We start from the raw sequence: 17,764 nt of genomic DNA, 5'->3' as shown, positions 1-17,764 counted from the left end.
TTGGCATTGATAAAACCGTTATCAAGCATAAACTTATTCAGCACCTTAGCGAGCCACTGATCTCCTTGAAATTCTATGATCGACTTTAAACCCTCCATTAATTTTTGGCACGATTTTAAGAGCAACCAAATTGCCGGGATGTGGTTATTTCTGGGATCTCGGCGTTCATTGCAACTGGTTCGTCCATCGATCATGCAATTGGTGTTCTGGGGGATTCTGGGTGGTTGTGCCAACAGCCTATTTAGCTGGCTCAGTTCAGGCCGTATGGGAGATTTTAACTCTCAAGGTCTGATTAGTTATGCACTTTGGCCTTTTATTGCGCTGATTGTGGGTATCTTTCTGTCGCAACGGATCAATAACCTGCGTTTGATGCTGGTGCCGGCATTGTTATGGTTGGTTTTAGATACCCATATCATGCTGTTCCAGTGCCTGATTCAATATCTGGGCGATCTGGACTATCTGCCTTATATCCTCTATGACTATATTCCGACCCTGTTTGTCATGTTATTTGTCTGGCAAAGTCTGGCTGTGGTCTGGGTAATTTCACGTGAATTAAAATGGCCTTGGTGGGAGCGTGCGCTGATTATGCTGGCGACCCTGTTTACGCTGGTGGTCTGGCAAATTTCAGTCAAAGATCAACCGATCTGGAAAGTCGAAGAAATTCCACCGAGCTTTGCCGAAGATGCATTTTATGCGCAGCCAATTTTGCTGAATAAAGCCCTGGAAAATATCGAATACGGTGAATTTGCCCAATCGCACTGGTATTTTATGGGCGTGGCGGGCGCAAGTTATCAGGATGTATTTCATTCTGAAATCGAGCGGATTAAAGAGCAGTTTGATACCCGTTTTGGCACTTATGGCCGTTCTATTGCTTTGGTCAATCATCCGGCGACACGTACCACCCTGCCGATTGCCTCCAAAACCAGTATGGAACTGGCATTGCGCCGTATGGGCCAGCAGATGAACCGTGAAAGTGATGTGTTATTTTTATATATGACCTCTCATGGTCTGCCAAATGTGTTTGAAATGGAAAATGCGCCGCTGGATTTGGCCCAGGTCGATCCAAAATGGTTACGTGAAACACTGGATGCAGCAGGCATTCGCTGGCGTGTGATTGTGATCTCGGCCTGTTTTTCCGGCAGCTTTGCTTCGGCCCTGCAGAATGACAATACCCTGGTGGTTACGGCTTCGGCAGCTGACCGTCAGTCTTTTGGCTGCTCCAATGAAGCGGATTATACCTATTTTGGCCGTGCATTCTTTGATGAAGCGATGCGTGAAAATAGCAGTCTGCAAGCCGCGTTCGAACAGGCCAGAGATACCGTAGCAAAATGGGAATCAGCACAAGGCTTTGAGCCTTCAGAGCCGCAATGGGTGATTGGCAAGAATATGCAATTGATGTTGCCACAGCTGGAACAACGTTTATTTCCGCAAACCAGTACAATGACACAATCACCTTAGATCAATGTCATCAGCAGATATGCTGCAATCATAAGGAATATGCCATGGAACTCGTACAGAACAATAGAAGCTTTGAAGGTGAACAGCGGATTTATCGCTTTGATTCGAAAGTACTGAAAACATCCACCAAATTTGGTATTTATCTGCCGCCTCAAGCCCTAGAAGGTCATAGCTGTCCGGCATTGTTTTATCTGGCAGGCTTGACCTGTACCGAGGAAACCTTTGCGATTAAGGCACATGCGCAGCGTCTGGCAGCACAATTGGGCCTGATTTTAATCACACCGGATACATCGCCACGCGGTGAAGCTGTGGCAGAAGGCGATCACTGGGATATCGGTCAGGGAGCAGGTTTTTATATCAATGCCACCGAAGCGCCGTGGGCTGAACATTATCAGATGGAAAGCTTCATCGTCGATGAACTCTATGCGCTGGTCATTGAAGAGTTTGTGATTCAGTCGGGTAAGATTGGCATATTCGGTCACAGTATGGGAGGACATGGTGCATTAACTCTGGCTTTTAAATATCCAGAAAAATTTAGTTCAGTTTCGGCTTTTGCACCGATCTGTGCACCAAGCCAATGTCCTTGGGGAGACAAAGCTTTCTCGAATTATCTGGGTGAAAACCGTGAAGAATGGCTCAAGCATGATGCGACTGCACTGGTTAAAGAGAAAGGGGCCTTATTCGCTGACATCCTGATTGATCAGGGTTTTTCAGACCAGTTCTATAGCCAGCTGAATCCGGCGCTGTTCCAGCAGGCCTGTGATGTCGTGAACCAGTCGCTGACCTTGCGTGAACATCAGGGTTATGATCATGGCTATTACTTTATTCAAAGTTTTATGGATGACCATCTACAGTTTCATGCGGTACAGCTTCAGCCTTAAACTCAAAACTGCTGGCACAAAAAAGCCCTGAATAACAGTAATGTTGATCAGTTAAGGAGTTTAGAAATAGACTCTTTAATTTTTTAGTCACTCACAGCGGAGTATTAATTTTATAAATCAAATTCTTGTAAATTATTTGTTACTTTGGTTTCGCCCAAATGAGAAGCGAAGCTTCGCAAGGAAGGCATCTTGCGGAGCAACACTCCTCACCGCAAAACTCGTCAGCCACCATCGACTAGTAAGCTTGTCGCAGAAACAATCATTTTTAAATGTAGTCCTGCCTCAAACAGTTGCGGATGACTTTTCTATCTATCAGATATAATCATGAATTTGAAAAATAAAATGCCAGTCAATTCCTTAACTGACTGGCATTACTGAATAACAGGGCTTTTTATCGCTTATCTTTGCCAGTCTGCTGTTAAATCTTCCTGTCCCATGCGAATGAGATGATCCAGAACCACATTTTCCAGTTTATCGAAATCGGTAGATTCATCGCTACTTTGGATGGTCACCAGCAAGTGCTCAGTCTGAGGAATTAACATCAGCTCTGCACTCGGAAAATGAATCAGGAACTGCTGGTCTGTTTCTTCGATGGTAAACTTATGCTTCCAGTGATTGGCCAGGCGTTTCGCAAGGCGCTGCGCCTGTTGAGTCTGGATCTGGGCGGTACTTTGCATTCTTACTCCTCTAAACTTTTTATCCTTGTCAGGACTTTAAACCAAATTGAAAGGCATTCATAAGCCTTAAAGCGTTACACAGCGTTTTATTCTTGCAACATCAAGGTCACAGTAGCCGGACTGGATTTGTTATAATGAGAAAAATCCAATTTTAGCTAGCCAGGTTCTCCCATGTCCAAGCCATATTTAATTGCACCTTCAATTTTATCTGCCGATTTCGCCCGATTAGGTGAAGAAGTCGAGAACGTCTTGGCAGCAGGGGCAGATGTTGTTCATTTTGATGTGATGGATAATCATTATGTACCGAATCTGACTTTTGGTGCAGGCGTTTGTAAGGCATTGAAAAACTATGGGATCAAAGCCCCGATTGATGTGCATTTGATGGTGAAACCGGTAGATCGTATGATCGGGGATTTCCTTGAAGCAGGTGCCGATATCATTACCTTCCACCCGGAAGCATCTGACCATATTGACCGTTCTTTACAGTTGATCAAATCGGGTGGTGCAAAAGCCGGTTTAGTCTTTAACCCGGCCACACCGCTACATTATCTGGATTATGTATTAGATAAAGTAGATCAAATTCTGTTGATGAGTGTGAACCCGGGTTTTGGTGGACAGAAATTCATTCCGATGACTTTGGATAAACTGCGTCAGGCCCGTAAACTGATCGATGCTTCAGGGCGTGATATTCAGCTGGAAGTCGATGGCGGTGTTACCCCAAGCAATATTCGTGCAATTGCCGAAGCGGGTGCGGATATGTTTGTCGCTGGATCTGCTATTTTTGGCAAGCCGGATTATAAAGCTGTAATTGATGAAATGCGTGCAGAATTAGCCAAAGTCGGTCAGGTTCAACTCTAATCGCTAAAAAGTAGTATGCACATAAATATGTGGATAACTTTATGGATAAGTGTGTAGATATCCATGTGGGTAACCATATGGATATGTTGTGTAAAATGTGATCATTTGTAGCCAGATTGATTATGCCTTAGACGAAATTTGTATAAAAAGAACTCATATTTGGTTCTTTTTATACCTTCAAACCCCTCTTGTTTAGGGGTCGTTTATTCATCACAGGTTCATAATCATGTTAAATAAAAAGTGATCAATAGGTATTAAAATTGTATTTCATTGTGTAGTCTCTTTGCTCGTTATTTAAATTTAATGGATGTGTATAACTTGATATGCTGCACTTATTTTTGTGAAATTGTTGTTGCTGAATTTGCCTGATCATAGGGGCTATTTCTGAATGATCATTTTGAATATCTACCATAATAACAGCAGCGACAAATGTCTTGAAGATTTGAGTAAGATCAGGTTAAGTTGCATCTCTAAGAGTCATGTTTTGTAAAAATAATCAGGTGTGCGTAATCTGGTTTTATAAAATTTTTTATAGGTAGGAGGAACGACCTCCCTTGTCTATTTCATGCTGAAATGCACAGGAAAAATCGTCAGGACGGCCTGATTCTTAGATAAAAGAGGAGGGCTGCATGGCCTGGATTGCACTTATATTCGCAGGTGTTTTTGAAATCGTTTGGGCATATTCCATGAAATTGTCCGAAGGATTTACCCGATTAACGCCAAGTATCATCACCATTTTCTTTATGATTCTCAGCTTTGCCTTACTGGCCTATGCCATGCGTACTTTGCCATTAGGCACAGCTTACGTGATCTGGACCGGAATCGGGGCTGTGGGTTCATTTCTGATCGGGATTTTAGTTCTGGGTGAGCCGACATCGGCCATGCGTATGCTGGCTGCAGTATTGATTATTTCCGGTCTGGTGCTGATGAAAGTATCTTCTTCATAATTTGTTTCAGCCTGTCTCGGTGAACTGAGTTAAAATAGAAAATAAACTCCGCTGATCCGGGACAGGGTGTAAGCATGAACTTAAGTTATCTCTATATGGATTCTCCAGTCGGTCAGTTACGACTGGTCGCGAATGACACCGCACTGGTAGCTGTGCTTTGGGATTGTGAACAGCCGAATCGGGTGAAACTGGCGACCTTGGTGGAAGATCTGCAGCATCCGCTATTGATTGAAACCAGACGCCAGCTTCAGGAGTATTTTGCTGGTCAGCGCAATGTTTTTGACTTGCCTTTGGACTTTGCCGGAACCGATTTTCAGAAAAAAGTCTGGCAGGCTCTGCTGAATATTCCTTATGGCCAGACCCGAAGCTATCGCGATATTGCCGAGCAGGTAGGTAATGTTAAAGCAGTGCGTGCCGTGGGTGCAGCCAACGGGAAAAACCCGATTTCGATTATTGCACCCTGTCACCGGGTGATTGGTCGCAGTGGCAAGCTGGTAGGATTTGCCGGTGGTTTAGATAAAAAAGAAATCCTGTTAAATATTGAGCGGACGCATTCATAGGTCTCTTTTATAAATCAAAAAATGATCGTTCTATTCATTTTTAAATGAATATTAAAAGTTTCTTCTCCCTCTAGGATAAGAAGCACTGCTTCGCAAGGGGATGAGGGGGTAAAAACCTCTCCCTAGCCCTCTCCTACAAGAAGAGGGAATTTTCTTTGTAGTGATTATAAAAAATGATTCATGAAAGAACTTTAATATCTAAAAGTTTAAAAGAAATGAAAAATTAGAATTTAGAATATGGAGGTTCTGCTAGTGGAAATTAATCTATCCATACTTTGTGATTGGATTTATTTCGAAGCGGTATTCAAAGCAGCATAAGCAGTCATAAGTTTTTTACGAGCCCATAAAAAAAGCCTTTGAATCATTCAAAGGCTTTTTTTATTTAAATATTTGAAGCTTTCAGTTTTTCGGTAATCTCGGCCAGAACTTTAATCCGTTTGACTTCATCCCATAAGGCTTTGGCTTCAGGATAATGTTTCGACATCATGCCGAGCCATTGCTTGTAACGACCGACCATCCCGATTTCAGTTTTGGCTGGGCCGTTGATAAAACGAATTTGCAGTTGCAGCAATTCATTCCAGTTCATCAAAGGTGCATCTGAATTTTGACGGATACATTGGGTCAGGTCGGGTGTGGTCACTGCACCACGGCCAATCATCAGGTCTTCACAACCGGATTCCAGACGGCACTGTTTGGCATCGGCATTATTCCAGATTTCACCATTGGCAATCACATTAATTTTCAATGCTTCACGAATCGGTTGTAGCTGGTCCCAAAAAGCGGGTGGAGTATAGCCATCGGCTTTGGTGCGTGCATGAACGGTGACCCAGGCTGCACCGGCATCTTCAATGGCATGCGCATTTTCCAGCATGAAATTGCGGTCCATATAACCCAGGCGCATTTTTGCGGAAACCGGAATATGTGCAGGCACTGCATCACGCACGGCTTTAACCAGCTCATGCACGACTTCAGGTTCATCGAGTAGAACTGAGCCACCACGATGACGGTTCACGGTTTTGGCCGGACAACCAAAATTCATGTCAATTGCCGGTGCGCCCATTGCCGCCACTTTGGCGGCATTCACTGCCAGCATCTCCGGATTATTTCCCAGAAACTGCACATGTACCGGCGTACCTGCCGCCGTCTTGCCATCATTCAACAGTTCAGGGCAGTAAGTATGATAAACATGATCGGGTAGAAGGGAATCGGTGACACGAATAAACTCGGTCACGCACCAGTCAAAGCTACCTACGGATGTCAGCACATCACGCATAATCGGATCGGTTAAGCCTTCCATGGGAGCAAGCACAAGTTTCAACGGTGCACACCTGTAAATTTAAAACGGTGTTATACGTTTTTTTAGGCAGCGTGTCTAGGCTGGATGGGAATTGAAATCTGAGAACCTGAAAATTGAACTTTTTGGGCTGATATAAAAAGGCCCTTAATGTGAATTAAAGGCCTTTAAAAGAGAAGCTTAAGAAGGTTTATCGATATCCAGCCATTTTAATCAGCCAGTTTCTCGACTTTCATACTCTCACGATAATACTGACAGCCCTTGTACAACAGGAAGCAGCCAATCAATCCGGCAATCGCATTGACGATTGAGATCGAATTGCCGACCATCAGGGTATTCTGGAAATATTTATCCGTGATCAACGCCACAGCGGTGGTTCCGACGCCTAAGGCAATCAGGTTTGAAACCAGCAGGAACTTGGCAGATACCTGTGCGCGTAGCTGGTTTGGTGTCAGCATTTGCGTGGCAGCTGCCGATGCAGGAATCGGGAAAGTGGAGAAGAACATCGCCACAAAAATCAGCGCAAATGAAAGCTGCATATTATCGACCTGAGTAAACAGCACACTCGGAATAATCAGCGCCGCACAGCCAATGGCACCGGTACGAATTGCAGCATCGCTATAGCCACGTTTCGAGAAAAAGTCGATCAGCCAGCCACAGAACAAGGCACCCGAAGTATTCGCGACTAGAATAATCGTACCCAGGATATAACCGGTTTGACTCGCATCCAGGCCGAAATTACGCATGTAATAGGCAGGTGCCCAGCCCAGCAGCGAATACAACATCATGGTATAAAAAGAAAAACCAATAAAATGACAGAAGAAGGTCTTTTTATGTGTCTTGATAAAACCGATCGAATTCTTGAAAGATGCTTTAATGACCTGGCCATCCTGACCGACTTTCATACCCTTACGTGCAGGTTCACGCACCGTCAGCACCATGAGCAGGGCCAACAATACGCCCGGTAGACCGACAATCATAAAGGTGAGTTGCCAGGTTTTCACTTCACCAATGAGGGGTAAAGCTACGAAGCTGACATCTTTGAGCAGGCCAATCACATAGCCGCCAATCAGGAAAGCTAAGCCCGAACCAATAAAGGCACCAATCGCATATACCCCGAGTGCGCGGCCTAATTTATCTTTCGGAAATAAATCGGCAACAATTGAATAAAAGGCAGGGGAAAGCGCAGCTTCACCGGCACCGACACTCAAACGTGCAATAAACATTTGAATAAAGTTTTTACTGAGACCACAGGCCGCTGTGGCAAGACTCCAGAAAGCAATCCCGGTCGCAATGATTTTAATCCGGGACTTTTGATCCGCCAGTGCGGCAATGGGCAGGCCCATAATGGCATAAAACAAGGAGAAGGCTAGACCCTGTAACAGACTAAACTGGGTATCGCTCAGCATTAAGTCGGCTTTAATCGGTTCAATCATGAGCGATAAAATTTGACGGTCTACAAATGACAGAATGTAAGCCATCATACAAATGACCACCACATACCATTGGTAGGTGCTGCTTTCCGGTGGCGGTTCAATCTGTTCAGACAGCGGCACGGCCGTTTCTGCTGGTGTAGGCTCAAAACTTTGATTTGGCGGTTGAATCGTCCTTTCAACCATTTCTAGGTTCAGCGATTTATCATTCATCATGCAACATCCTGTGCTGATCGTTTGAGATATTTATTTGATACTTTTAATTTGCTTGTTGTTTTTATGTTGTATCGCATTTAATTAATCTAGAGGCTAAATGGATAGGCGTCAATCTGTTTTTAAGAATAGATACAAATAATTTTTAAATACAAAAAAAAGGAATCATAATGATTCCTTTTTTTGGTGTGAATTTTTAGCCACGTTCAACCAGCGTTAAAATATCGTAGGTTGCAACCAGTTCATTGCGCTGGTTTTTCACTTTAATATCCCAGACCACGACACCATGTGGTTTCTGTGCTGGATCGCGCAGTGCTTTTGGAGTTTTCTGCTTACAGGTCAATTCTACCTGAATGGTATCGCCAATTTTCACCGGTTCTACAAAGCGCAAGTTGTCCATGCCATAGTTGGCAATGACGGGACCCTGAGCGGCATCAACGAATAAACCGGCCGCGGCAGATACCACAAAATAGCCATGGGCAACACGCTCACCAAACAGGGATTCTGCCGCAGCAATCTTGTCCATATGCGCATAGAAGTGATCACCACTCAGGCAGCCGAAATTCACCAGATCTGCTTCGGTCACGCTACGTCGTGCAGTCAGTAAGCGCTCGCCAATACGCAATTCATCAAATGATTTTTTAAAAGGATGCACGCGGTCTTCAAAGACTTGAGCTCCAGCCGTCCAGCTATGGCCGACCTGAGTCATGGCATTTGGCGAGCCTTGAATCGCAGTACGTTGCATATAATGTTTGACAGCACGTAAGCCACCGAGTTCTTCACCGCCACCGGCACGTCCTGGCCCACCATGCACCAGTAAAGGCAATGGCGAACCATGTCCGGTACTTTCTTTGGCACTTTCTGCATCCAGAATATGGACACGTCCATGCCATGGTGCAATTTTGCTGAGCAGTTGTTCAATATTTTCATCGGTATTGCGTACGATGGAGGCAACCAAGCTGCCTTCACCGCGTGCGACCAAGTCTGCAAGCTGAGCCAGGTCAGTATATGGCATTAAAGTCACTACAGGTCCAAAGGCTTCAATCTTATGGATATTTTCTGCCTGAGCTGGCACTTTGCATACCAAAACTGTCGGTGGATAGCATGCAGACTTTTCAGCGCTTTGTACTTGAATCTTAAAGTCCTGACGCAAGTGGCTACCGAATACGATCTCTGCATCCTGGCTGAGCTGTTCAACTTTTGCCGCGACATCATGTTTCTGTTTGACGCTGGCCAAAGCGCCCATGCTGACACCTTCTTGAGCAGGGTCACCGACAACCACTTTTTTCAATTTTTCAATCAGGCGACTTTGTACGGTGTCCAAAAGTTCAGCCGGAATGAACGCACGACGAATTGCGGTACATTTTTGTCCGGCTTTAGAGGTCATTTCACGGAAAACTTCACGGACAAATAAATCAATCGTTTCATCATTGGCTTGCGCCGTCAAAATTGCACTGTTGACCGAGTCTGCTTCCATGGTGAATGGAATCGAGTAGGCATTTAAGTGTGGATGCGAACGCAGTTTTTGCCCGGTTGATGCAGAACCGGTAAAGGTGACCGTATCCTGAGGATTTAAATAATCAAACAAATCATAAACCTGTCCGCAAATGAGCTGCAATGAACCTTCTGGCAAGAAACCGCTTTCATGAATGGCTTTGACCACGGCATGGGTCAGCTCGGCACCTTCGGTCGCCGGTTTGACAATACAGGGTACGCCTGCCAACAGTGTAGGTGCGATTTTCTCCAGCATGCCCCAGATTGGAAAGTTAAAGGCATTGATATGCACGGCAACACCGGCTTTCGGCGTCAGAATATGTTTCGCGCCAAAGCTACCTTGCTTAGAAAGAGGAATCCAGGCATCTTCGACCCATGCTGTTTCATCACTCAGTTCACGACGCACCAAACTCGAATAGGCATATAAGGTGCCAATCCCGCCTTCAATATCAATCCAGGCATCTTTACGGGTACAGCCGGTCGCCTTGGCAAGTTCATAAAAGTCTTCTTTGCGCTCCATCAAATACTGTGCCACTTGCTTCAGTGCATTGGCACGTTGATGGAAGGTCCATGTGGCGATAGTCGCGCCTTTTTGTTTGGCATACTTGACTACAGCTTGGGTATCGATGCCCTGACTGCCGACCTGATAAACCGCTTCACCGCTAATGGCATGATAAACCGTACGTAAATCGGCTTGCGCTGTGTATTCCTGGCCGTACACCAGTGAAGCTAAGCTTTTGATGGCAATAGGATTATGAGTTGATTCAGTATATTGATAATCCATTGTGCTTGAGTTGCTGTCTAACTCTAACATGGTAAAAACTCCATTTATGATACGTTTTGAGATGTATTTTAATTTTGATGTTTCATAATTTGTGTTGAAAAAGTGAAAATGTCAATCATAAATCTGTGTTTAAAAATGATTAAGAATAAAATAAAAAATATTAAACTATATAAAACAATTATTTATTAAAAGTAAGCAATAAAAATTAAATGATACAAACAAATAGATATTGATTTTAATTTTGTATCGTTTTAATTTGAGTGTATCAACACTTGGGATAAGTGAGGGAACAATGAATAATCAACAACAAATCTTTGATCAAAAGATTGAAAAGGATATTTCCATCGAGCCGAAGGACTGGATGCCGGAGGCTTATCGTAAAACTTTAATTCGTCAGATTGGTCAGCATGCACACTCTGAAGTGGTGGGGATGTTGCCGGAAGGCAACTGGATTACCCGTGCACCGACCTTAAAACGTAAAGCCGTGCTGATGGCAAAAGTTCAGGATGAAGCCGGTCATGCGTTGTATCTGTACAGTGCTGCAGAAACCCTGGGTGCGGATCGTGACGACATGATGGATAAACTGATTGCCGGTCGCATGAAATATTCTTCAATTTTTAACTATCCAACCCTGAGCTGGGCCGATGTTGCCGCGATTGGCTGGCTGGTGGATGGTGCAGCAATTGTCAATCAGGTTGCGCTGTGCCGTACGTCTTATGGTCCTTATGCACGTGCCATGGTGCGTGTGTGTAAAGAAGAAAGTTTCCATCAGCGTCAGGGCTTTGAAGCCATGATGGAACTGGCCAATGGTACGCCGGAACAAAAGCAGATGGCACAGGATGCCGTGAACCGTTTCTGGTGGCCGGCACTGATGATGTTTGGTCCAAGTGATGATAATTCACCGAACAGTGCACAAAGCATGCAGTGGAAAATTAAATTATTCAGCAACGATGAGCTACGTCAGAAATTTGTCGATAACACCGTATCGCAAGTCTTACAGCTGGGTTTAACCGTTCCAGATCCAGACCTCAAATTCAATGAAGCAACCGGACATTACGAATTTGGTGAAATCAATTGGGATGAGTTTTTTGCGATTCTTGCAGGCAAGGGACCGTGTAACCATGAGCGTATCGAAGCACGTCGCAAAGCCTGGGAAGGCGGCAAGTGGGTACGTGATTCAGCAGCAGTCTATGCGCAGAAACAGCAGCAACAGTCAGCAGCACAAAAAGTTGCTTAAAAAATAGTTTGATCAATATAAGGAAATTTGCTCATGAATAACAAAAATAACTGGTCACTTTATGAAGTGTTTGTGCGTAGTAAACAGGGTCTAAGTCACCGTCATGTCGGCAGCCTGCGTGCACCGGATGAGGAAGTCGCACTACAAAATGCCCGCGATGTATATACCCGCCGCAATGAAGGGATCAGTATCTGGGTGGTGAAATCTGAATTGATTACCTCTTCACAGCCAGATGAAAAAGCAGAATTTTTTGAACCCGCTTTGGACAAGGTTTATCGCCATCCAACCTTTTATAACATTCCAGCTGGCATCGAGCATATGTAAAGGGAAAGGTGAAGAATATGACAAATCAAGTATTGGCAGAATTTCTTTTACATGTGGGTGACAGTCAACTGATCCTGTCTCATCGTTTGGCAGAGTGGTGTGGTCATGCACCTGAACTGGAGCTGGATATTGCCTTAGCCAATATCGGACTGGATTTATTGGGTCAGGCACGTACTGCCCTCAGTCTGGCGGGTGAAGTGGAAGGACAGGGCCGTGATGAAGACAAGCTGGCTTATTTCCGTACCGAACGTGAATACCGTAATTTGCTGCTGTGTGAACAGCCGAATGGTGACTTTGCCCAGACCCTGGTGCGCCAGTGGTTGATGGATCACTACCACGCTTTATTGTTTAGCGTCTTAAGTCAAAGTCAGCATGCTGAGTTGGCGGCTTTTGCAGTGAAATCACTCAAAGAAGTGAAATATCACCAGCGTTTTTCAACCACCTGGATGGAGCGCCTAAGTTTAGGTACAGCAGAAGCCCACGAGAAAACCCAGCAAGGTTTAAACCAGTTATGGCGTTTTACCGAAGAGCTTTTTGTCCTGACGGCAGCTGAAAAACAACTAGTCGATACCGGTGTAATTCCGAATATTGAAAACTTAAAAGTCCAGTGGCTGGAAACAATTACAGCCGAGTTAACTCGATTTGAACTCACCCTACCAGAGCTGGGTGCTTATCGGAGTGGGGCTAAACAGGGTTTACATACAGAGCATCTCGGTTTTGTTTTGGCCGAACTGCAATATATGCAGCGCTCATATCCAAACATGAACTGGTAATTCGGCACAATCACAGGGAGTGAGTCGCATGAATCTGATTAGACACGTAGAAGATCAATGTTGGGACGTTTTGCAGCAGGTTTCTGATCCAGAGATTCCAGTATTATCGGTGATTGATCTGGGCATGATTCGTGGCGTCGAGCTGAATCAGCAGGATGAAATTGTGGTGCGACTCACGCCGACCTATAGCGGCTGTCCGGCCACGGATTTATTAAAAGCAGAAATTACCCAGGCTTTCGAGGCGAACGGTTTGACGCCAGTCAAAGTGATTGTCGATCTGTCTGAAGCTTGGACCACGGACTGGATGAGTGAATCGGGCAAACACAAATTACAGCAGTATGGTATTGCCCCGCCGCAAGGCCAGTCACATAGCTGCGGCACGCATGTCGCTTTAACAGATGGCATTACCTGTCCACAGTGCTTAAGTAATAACAGCAAATTATTAAGTGAATTTGGTTCGACCGCCTGTAAAGCTTTATATCAATGTCGGGACTGCTTAGAAACTTTTGACTATTTCAAATGTATTTAATTGTAACGATTGCGCGGTGGGCAGGGTAAACCAATAACAAGCCTGAACACCGCCACCTAAAAGAAGGATTTTGCCATGAGCCAATTTATACCATTAACCATTAAATCGATTCAGCCACAAACCGAGCAGGCGATCTGCATTGCCTTTGATCTCGCACCTGAGCAGTTTGATGCTTTCCAATATCAGCCAGGTCAGCATCTCACCATCCGCCATTTAAGCGATGACGGCGAGCTGCGCCGCTGTTACTCAATCTGCAGTGATACTCAGGAAGATATGAGTATTGCGATTAAAAAAATTGATCAGGGTCAGTTCTCGACTTGGGCCAATGATCATTTGAAAGCAGGCGATGTCTTAGAAGTGATGCCGCCGCAAGGGGTGTTCTTTCAAAAAGCAGCCAAGGCAGGCGGTCAACATTATTTAGGTTTTGCAGCAGGCAGTGGCATTACCCCGATCTTATCCATTGTGAAGTCGGTTTTAAACCGTCAGTCGGAAGCCACATTTACTTTGGTCTATGGCAATCGTTCTTGGAAACAGACCATGTTTTCTGAACAGATCATGGATCTGAAAGATCGTTTTAAAGAGCGTCTGCAACTGGTAAATATTTTTTCCCGTGAATTGAATGATAGCGAGATTTTTAACGGGCGTATCAACGCAGATAAATTGCAGCAGCTGTTTCAGGCCAATCTGATTTCTGCTGAAGCCGATCACTGTTTTGCCTGTGGCCCTGAAGAAATGATGACGGCGGTGGAAACTGTATTACCGACTTGGGGAATTCAGCGCAGCAAGATTCATACCGAACGTTTTAATACCGGTACTGCACCACGAGCAACCGCACAGCAGATGGAAAGCCGCAGTGAAGAACGCGTCAATATCATCCTCGATGGTCGCGAGTTGATTGTGGAAGTCTCCAAACAGGATGACAGTATTTTAGATGCTGCGCTACGTGCCGGAGCGGACTTACCTTATGCCTGTAAGGGCGGTGTTTGTGCGACTTGTAAATGTAAGGTGCTGGAAGGTCAGGTCGAAATGGCAGTCAACTACAGCCTGGAAGAAGACGAAATCCAGAAAGGTTATGTGCTGAGCTGTCAGGCACGTCCGACCACAGCCAATGTACGTCTGAGTTTTGATGAATAAAAGCTGAATTTACAGCACTGAGAACAGCAGGAGTTCAAGGATGACCTACATTAAAACCAGCTCACCCAAGCCAGGTGTAGTACTGATTGAGCTGAATCGCCCGGAAAAGCGTAATGCCTTAAACAATGCCACCTTGCAATACATTGCAGCCTGTTTACAAGACTTGGAAACAGATGCTGCTGTGAAAGCCGTGGTCATCACCGGAAATACGCAATGCTTTGCTGCCGGTGCCGATCTGAATGAACTGGTGCAGCTTGATGTAGTCAGCATTCAGCAAGATCAGCGCCCACTGCTGTGGAAAAAAATTGATGAATTCTCCAAGCCTTTAATCATGGCCGTGAATGGTTATGCCCTTGGTGCAGGTTTGGAGTTGGCTTTGCATGGTGACATGATTTTAACGGGTGAAAATGCCCAGTTTGCCTTGCCTGAAATTGGATTGGGCATGCTGCCGGGTGCGGGTGGAACACAGCGCCTGGCCCGCCTGGTGGGTCAGCAATTGACGATGCGCTGGGCCATGACCGGTGAAATGATTTCGGCACAGACTGCATTGCAACATGGCATTAGCAGCCAGATCTGTCCGGCAGGACTGACCGTGCAATACGCACTGGAACTGGCAGAAAAAATTGCCAAGCAGGCACCGCTGGCCATTCGCGCCATCAAGCAATCTTTAAAGTCGATTCATGAAGTGACTTTAAGTCAGGGATTGAAATTGGAACGTCAGCATTTTGTCTGGTTGGCGGCGACCCAAGATCGCCAGGAAGGCATCAATGCATTTTTACAAAAAAGAAAACCAGAATTTAGAGGTGTGTAATGGATTATCAAACAATTATTGTCGAAGAAAAAAATGCAGTGGGCTACCTGACCTTTAACCGTCCAAAACAGCTCAACAGCTTTAATGAAACCATGCATCAGGAAGTCTCCAAGGTCATCAAGGCCTGGGCCAAAGACAGCCAGATTCGTGCCGTAGTGATTTCAGCTGAAGGCCGTGGTTTCTGTGCCGGTCAGGATTTGAATGATCGTGTGGTCGATCCAAATGCCGATGCACCGGACTTAGGTCTGTCGATTGAAAAATATTACAACCCTTTAATCAAACTGATTACTGAAATGCCAAAACCGGTGATTTGTGCGGTAAATGGTGTGGCGGCAGGGGCAGGCGCCAATATCGCCTTGGCGTGTGACATTGTAGTGGCAGCAAAATCTGCTTCCTTTATTCAGGCCTTCTGCCGTCTTGGCTTAGTGCCAGATTCAGGCGGTACCTGGTTCCTGCCGCGTCTGGTCGGGCGTGCTCAGGCAATGGGTCTGGCGATGCTCGGTGATAAAATTCCGGCTGAGCGCGCAGTACAGCTCGGCATGATCTGGCAGATGGTTGAAGATGAGCAACTGCAAGTGGAAGCGAAAAAACTGGCCGAGCATTTGGCCAAGCAACCGACTTATGGCCTGTCACTAATCAAAAAAGCCATTCATGCCGCAGCCGACAATAATCTGGATGAGCAGCTCATTCTGGAGCGTGACCTGCAACGTCTGGCTGGACGTTCAAGCGATTATAAAGAAGGTGTACAAGCCTTTATGCAGAAACGTACCCCTGAATATAAAGGATGCTAAATCATGCAACAGATCAATTTAGAGCAAGTCAAAGTTGCTGTGGTCGGTGCTGGAACCATGGGCATCGGGATTGCGCAACTGGCGGCCATGCACGGGCATCCGACTTATGTGTTTGACCTCGATCGCAGCAAAGTTCAGAGTGCCTTAACTGCTTTAGAGGCACAGCTCAGTAAGCGCGTACAGAATGGCAAAATGACCCAGCAATTGCTGGAAAGTACTTTCGCCAATCTGATTGTGGCAGAGGATATTCAGCAGCTTGCCGATGCGGGCTTAATTATTGAAGCCATTGTAGAGAAGAAAGAAGTCAAACAAAACCTGTTTCAACAGCTGGATACCATTTGCCCGGAACAGACGATTTTTGCGTCCAATACTTCTTCGATTTCCATTACCGCCATTGCCTCGGCGATTCCACATCCAGAGCGAGTGATTGGTCTGCATTTCTTTAATCCGGCGCCGGTGATGAAACTGGTCGAGATTATCCGCGGACTGAAAACCTCAGCAGCGATTGCCGATGCAGTATTTGATCTGATGAAGGACTGGAACAAGGTTCCGGTGCGAGCCAAATCGACCCCCGGTTTTATCGTCAATCGTGTCGCACGACCTTATTATGCCGAGGCCTTTCGTGCCTTGCAGGAAAATGCCACCACCCCGGAACAGCTCGATTACATCATGCGCGAATGTGGCCGTTTTGCCATGGGGCCGTGTGAACTTACAGATCTGATTGGGCAGGATGTGAATTTCTCGGTCACGCAAAGTGTCTATCAGGAATTTTTCTATGAACCACGCTACCGCCCATCCTTGATTCAAAAAGAGCTGGTCGATGCCGGCTGTTATGGCCGCAAGTCTGGTCAGGGTTTTTATGATTACACGCAGTCCAAGCCTGCACCTGTATATGAATTGCCAGTGTGTTATGCCAAGTCGCTGAATAAGCTCAAAGTCACGGTAAAAGGTGAATGGCTGCACTCAGCAGCACTGATTGAACGTTTAAAACAGGCCTCTCATGTAGAGCTGAGTTTTCAGGCGGCAGAACAGAATGAAATCCTGATTGGTGATCTTTCCCTGCGATTATCGCTCGGCGAGTCGGTTGAACTGGCTTATCCGCATGAGTCTGTGGTGTTGATGGACTGGCATGCAGATTGGACAAATGCCCAAGCGATTCCAGTCGTTGCATCGCCTGCGTGTAGTGCTGAACAGCGCCAGGCAGTGGAGCTATTCCTCATAGGTATGGATATGATACCTATTTGGTCTAAGGATCATCCAGGTCTTTATGTTATACGTAGTATTGCCATGTTAGTGAATGAAGCTTGTGAAGCGGTATTGCATGATATTGCATTAGAACAAGATATTGATTCTGCTATGAAATATGGCGTGAATTATCCTTGTGGTCCATTCGAATGGGCAGATAAAATTGGATATTACACAATTTTAAAAATTTTAGAAAATATGTATCGTATTTATGGTGAAGACCGCTATAGAACTAGTATATATTTAGCAAAGAAAGCGGTGCAGGGACATGCACAGAAAACTCAGCAGCAACCATTACGCGTTGCTGGCTAAAAGGAAGAA

The 17,764-nt window shown here is 45.4% G+C and carries 17 protein-coding genes; 13 read left to right on the top strand and 4 right to left on the bottom strand.

Annotated features, from left to right (window positions below):
- Positions 1-75 precede the first annotated feature (75 nt).
- The gene (locus tag LOZ91_RS11585; RefSeq protein WP_100534728.1) at positions 76-1,458 is read left to right on the top strand and encodes a C13 family peptidase; all 1,383 of its coding nucleotides are present in this window, start codon (positions 76-78) and stop codon (positions 1,456-1,458) included.
- A 44-nt stretch (positions 1,459-1,502) separates the two neighbouring features.
- The gene (gene fghA, locus LOZ91_RS11580; protein WP_074384094.1) at positions 1,503-2,339 is read left to right on the top strand and encodes an S-formylglutathione hydrolase; all 837 of its coding nucleotides are present in this window, start codon (positions 1,503-1,505) and stop codon (positions 2,337-2,339) included.
- Between the two features lie 398 nt (positions 2,340-2,737).
- On the opposite strand, the gene LOZ91_RS11575 is transcribed toward fghA, so the two are convergent.
- Complete coding sequence (locus LOZ91_RS11575) at positions 2,738-3,016, bottom strand: DUF2218 domain-containing protein (RefSeq protein ID WP_005095882.1); 279 nt, start codon at positions 3,014-3,016, stop codon at positions 2,738-2,740.
- 171 nt (positions 3,017-3,187) lie between these two features.
- Between LOZ91_RS11575 and rpe the strand changes: the two genes are divergently transcribed.
- From rpe to LOZ91_RS11560, 3 genes are all read left to right on the top strand, one after another.
- Positions 3,188-3,874, top strand: coding sequence for a ribulose-phosphate 3-epimerase (gene rpe / locus LOZ91_RS11570; RefSeq protein WP_005172476.1), 687 nt, complete (start codon positions 3,188-3,190; stop codon positions 3,872-3,874).
- Positions 3,875-4,503: 629 nt separating this feature from the next.
- The gene (sugE, locus tag LOZ91_RS11565; RefSeq protein ID WP_005095886.1) at positions 4,504-4,821 is read left to right on the top strand and encodes a quaternary ammonium compound efflux SMR transporter SugE; all 318 of its coding nucleotides are present in this window, start codon (positions 4,504-4,506) and stop codon (positions 4,819-4,821) included.
- 74 nt (positions 4,822-4,895) lie between these two features.
- A complete protein-coding gene (locus LOZ91_RS11560) occupies positions 4,896-5,381 on the top strand; it encodes a methylated-DNA--[protein]-cysteine S-methyltransferase (protein ID WP_244783235.1) in 486 nt (161 codons plus the stop codon).
- Between the two features lie 382 nt (positions 5,382-5,763).
- On the opposite strand, the gene LOZ91_RS11555 is transcribed toward LOZ91_RS11560, so the two are convergent.
- From LOZ91_RS11555 to paaZ, 3 genes are all read right to left on the bottom strand, one after another.
- Positions 5,764-6,699 carry a tRNA-dihydrouridine synthase gene (locus LOZ91_RS11555; protein ID WP_244783234.1) on the bottom strand — a complete coding sequence of 312 codons (936 nt, stop codon included), beginning with the start codon at positions 6,697-6,699 and terminating at the stop codon, positions 5,764-5,766.
- A 185-nt stretch (positions 6,700-6,884) separates the two neighbouring features.
- Positions 6,885-8,324, bottom strand: coding sequence for an MFS transporter (locus tag LOZ91_RS11550; RefSeq protein WP_244783233.1), 1,440 nt, complete (start codon positions 8,322-8,324; stop codon positions 6,885-6,887).
- A 193-nt stretch (positions 8,325-8,517) separates the two neighbouring features.
- A complete protein-coding gene (paaZ, locus tag LOZ91_RS11545; RefSeq protein WP_244783232.1) occupies positions 8,518-10,629 on the bottom strand; it encodes a phenylacetic acid degradation bifunctional protein PaaZ in 2,112 nt (703 codons plus the stop codon).
- A 262-nt stretch (positions 10,630-10,891) separates the two neighbouring features.
- Here paaZ and paaA point away from each other — a divergent pair, with 262 nt between their 5' ends.
- From paaA to LOZ91_RS11505, 8 genes are all read left to right on the top strand, one after another.
- Complete coding sequence (gene paaA, locus LOZ91_RS11540) at positions 10,892-11,836, top strand: 1,2-phenylacetyl-CoA epoxidase subunit PaaA (RefSeq protein WP_005172464.1); 945 nt, start codon at positions 10,892-10,894, stop codon at positions 11,834-11,836.
- Positions 11,837-11,869: 33 nt separating this feature from the next.
- Entirely contained in the window at positions 11,870-12,160 is a 291-nt protein-coding gene (gene paaB / locus LOZ91_RS11535) for a 1,2-phenylacetyl-CoA epoxidase subunit PaaB (RefSeq protein ID WP_004279183.1), read from the top strand.
- 17 nt (positions 12,161-12,177) lie between these two features.
- The gene (gene paaC / locus LOZ91_RS11530) at positions 12,178-12,933 is read left to right on the top strand and encodes a 1,2-phenylacetyl-CoA epoxidase subunit PaaC (protein WP_244783231.1); all 756 of its coding nucleotides are present in this window, start codon (positions 12,178-12,180) and stop codon (positions 12,931-12,933) included.
- Positions 12,934-12,961: 28 nt separating this feature from the next.
- Positions 12,962-13,462, top strand: a complete 501-nt coding sequence (paaD, locus tag LOZ91_RS11525; protein WP_131269247.1) for a 1,2-phenylacetyl-CoA epoxidase subunit PaaD — start codon at positions 12,962-12,964, stop codon at positions 13,460-13,462.
- A gap of 75 nt (positions 13,463-13,537) precedes the next feature.
- A complete protein-coding gene (gene paaE / locus LOZ91_RS11520; protein ID WP_244783230.1) occupies positions 13,538-14,596 on the top strand; it encodes a 1,2-phenylacetyl-CoA epoxidase subunit PaaE in 1,059 nt (352 codons plus the stop codon).
- A gap of 40 nt (positions 14,597-14,636) precedes the next feature.
- On the top strand, positions 14,637-15,407 hold the full coding sequence (locus LOZ91_RS11515) for an enoyl-CoA hydratase-related protein (RefSeq protein ID WP_244783229.1): 771 nt from the start codon (positions 14,637-14,639) through the stop codon (positions 15,405-15,407).
- The gene (paaG, locus tag LOZ91_RS11510) at positions 15,407-16,198 is read left to right on the top strand and encodes a 2-(1,2-epoxy-1,2-dihydrophenyl)acetyl-CoA isomerase PaaG (RefSeq protein ID WP_244783228.1); all 792 of its coding nucleotides are present in this window, start codon (positions 15,407-15,409) and stop codon (positions 16,196-16,198) included. The genes LOZ91_RS11515 and paaG overlap by 1 nt, the downstream gene beginning before the upstream one ends.
- Positions 16,199-16,201: 3 nt before the next feature.
- Positions 16,202-17,755, top strand: coding sequence for a 3-hydroxyacyl-CoA dehydrogenase (locus LOZ91_RS11505; RefSeq protein WP_244783227.1), 1,554 nt, complete (start codon positions 16,202-16,204; stop codon positions 17,753-17,755).
- The last annotated feature ends 9 nt before the right edge of the window (positions 17,756-17,764 follow it).

Origin of the sequence: Acinetobacter sp. F-1 (genome assembly GCF_022869025.1) — a bacterium.
GTDB classification, from domain to species: Bacteria; Pseudomonadota; Gammaproteobacteria; order Pseudomonadales; family Moraxellaceae; genus Acinetobacter; species Acinetobacter pseudolwoffii.
This window is presented reverse-complemented; position numbering and strand designations above follow the sequence as displayed.

Bases quoted from the DNA above. Each gene is read 5' to 3' on its own strand.
- LOZ91_RS11585 (WP_100534728.1), top strand. From the start codon at position 76: ATGATCGACTTTAAACCCTCCATTAATTTTTGGCACGATTTTAAGAGC.
- fghA (WP_074384094.1), top strand. From the start codon at position 1,503: ATGGAACTCGTACAGAACAATAGAAGCTTTGAAGGTGAACAGCGGATT.
- LOZ91_RS11575 (WP_005095882.1), bottom strand. From the start codon at position 3,016: ATGCAAAGTACCGCCCAGATCCAGACTCAACAGGCGCAGCGCCTTGCG.
- rpe (WP_005172476.1), top strand. From the start codon at position 3,188: ATGTCCAAGCCATATTTAATTGCACCTTCAATTTTATCTGCCGATTTC.
- sugE (WP_005095886.1), top strand. From the start codon at position 4,504: ATGGCCTGGATTGCACTTATATTCGCAGGTGTTTTTGAAATCGTTTGG.
- LOZ91_RS11560 (WP_244783235.1), top strand. From the start codon at position 4,896: ATGAACTTAAGTTATCTCTATATGGATTCTCCAGTCGGTCAGTTACGA.
- LOZ91_RS11550 (WP_244783233.1), bottom strand. From the start codon at position 8,324: ATGATGAATGATAAATCGCTGAACCTAGAAATGGTTGAAAGGACGATT.
- paaZ (WP_244783232.1), bottom strand. From the start codon at position 10,629: ATGTTAGAGTTAGACAGCAACTCAAGCACAATGGATTATCAATATACT.
- paaA (WP_005172464.1), top strand. From the start codon at position 10,892: ATGAATAATCAACAACAAATCTTTGATCAAAAGATTGAAAAGGATATT.
- paaB (WP_004279183.1), top strand. From the start codon at position 11,870: ATGAATAACAAAAATAACTGGTCACTTTATGAAGTGTTTGTGCGTAGT.
- paaC (WP_244783231.1), top strand. From the start codon at position 12,178: ATGACAAATCAAGTATTGGCAGAATTTCTTTTACATGTGGGTGACAGT.
- paaD (WP_131269247.1), top strand. From the start codon at position 12,962: ATGAATCTGATTAGACACGTAGAAGATCAATGTTGGGACGTTTTGCAG.
- paaE (WP_244783230.1), top strand. From the start codon at position 13,538: ATGAGCCAATTTATACCATTAACCATTAAATCGATTCAGCCACAAACC.
- LOZ91_RS11515 (WP_244783229.1), top strand. From the start codon at position 14,637: ATGACCTACATTAAAACCAGCTCACCCAAGCCAGGTGTAGTACTGATT.
- paaG (WP_244783228.1), top strand. From the start codon at position 15,407: ATGGATTATCAAACAATTATTGTCGAAGAAAAAAATGCAGTGGGCTAC.
- LOZ91_RS11505 (WP_244783227.1), top strand. From the start codon at position 16,202: ATGCAACAGATCAATTTAGAGCAAGTCAAAGTTGCTGTGGTCGGTGCT.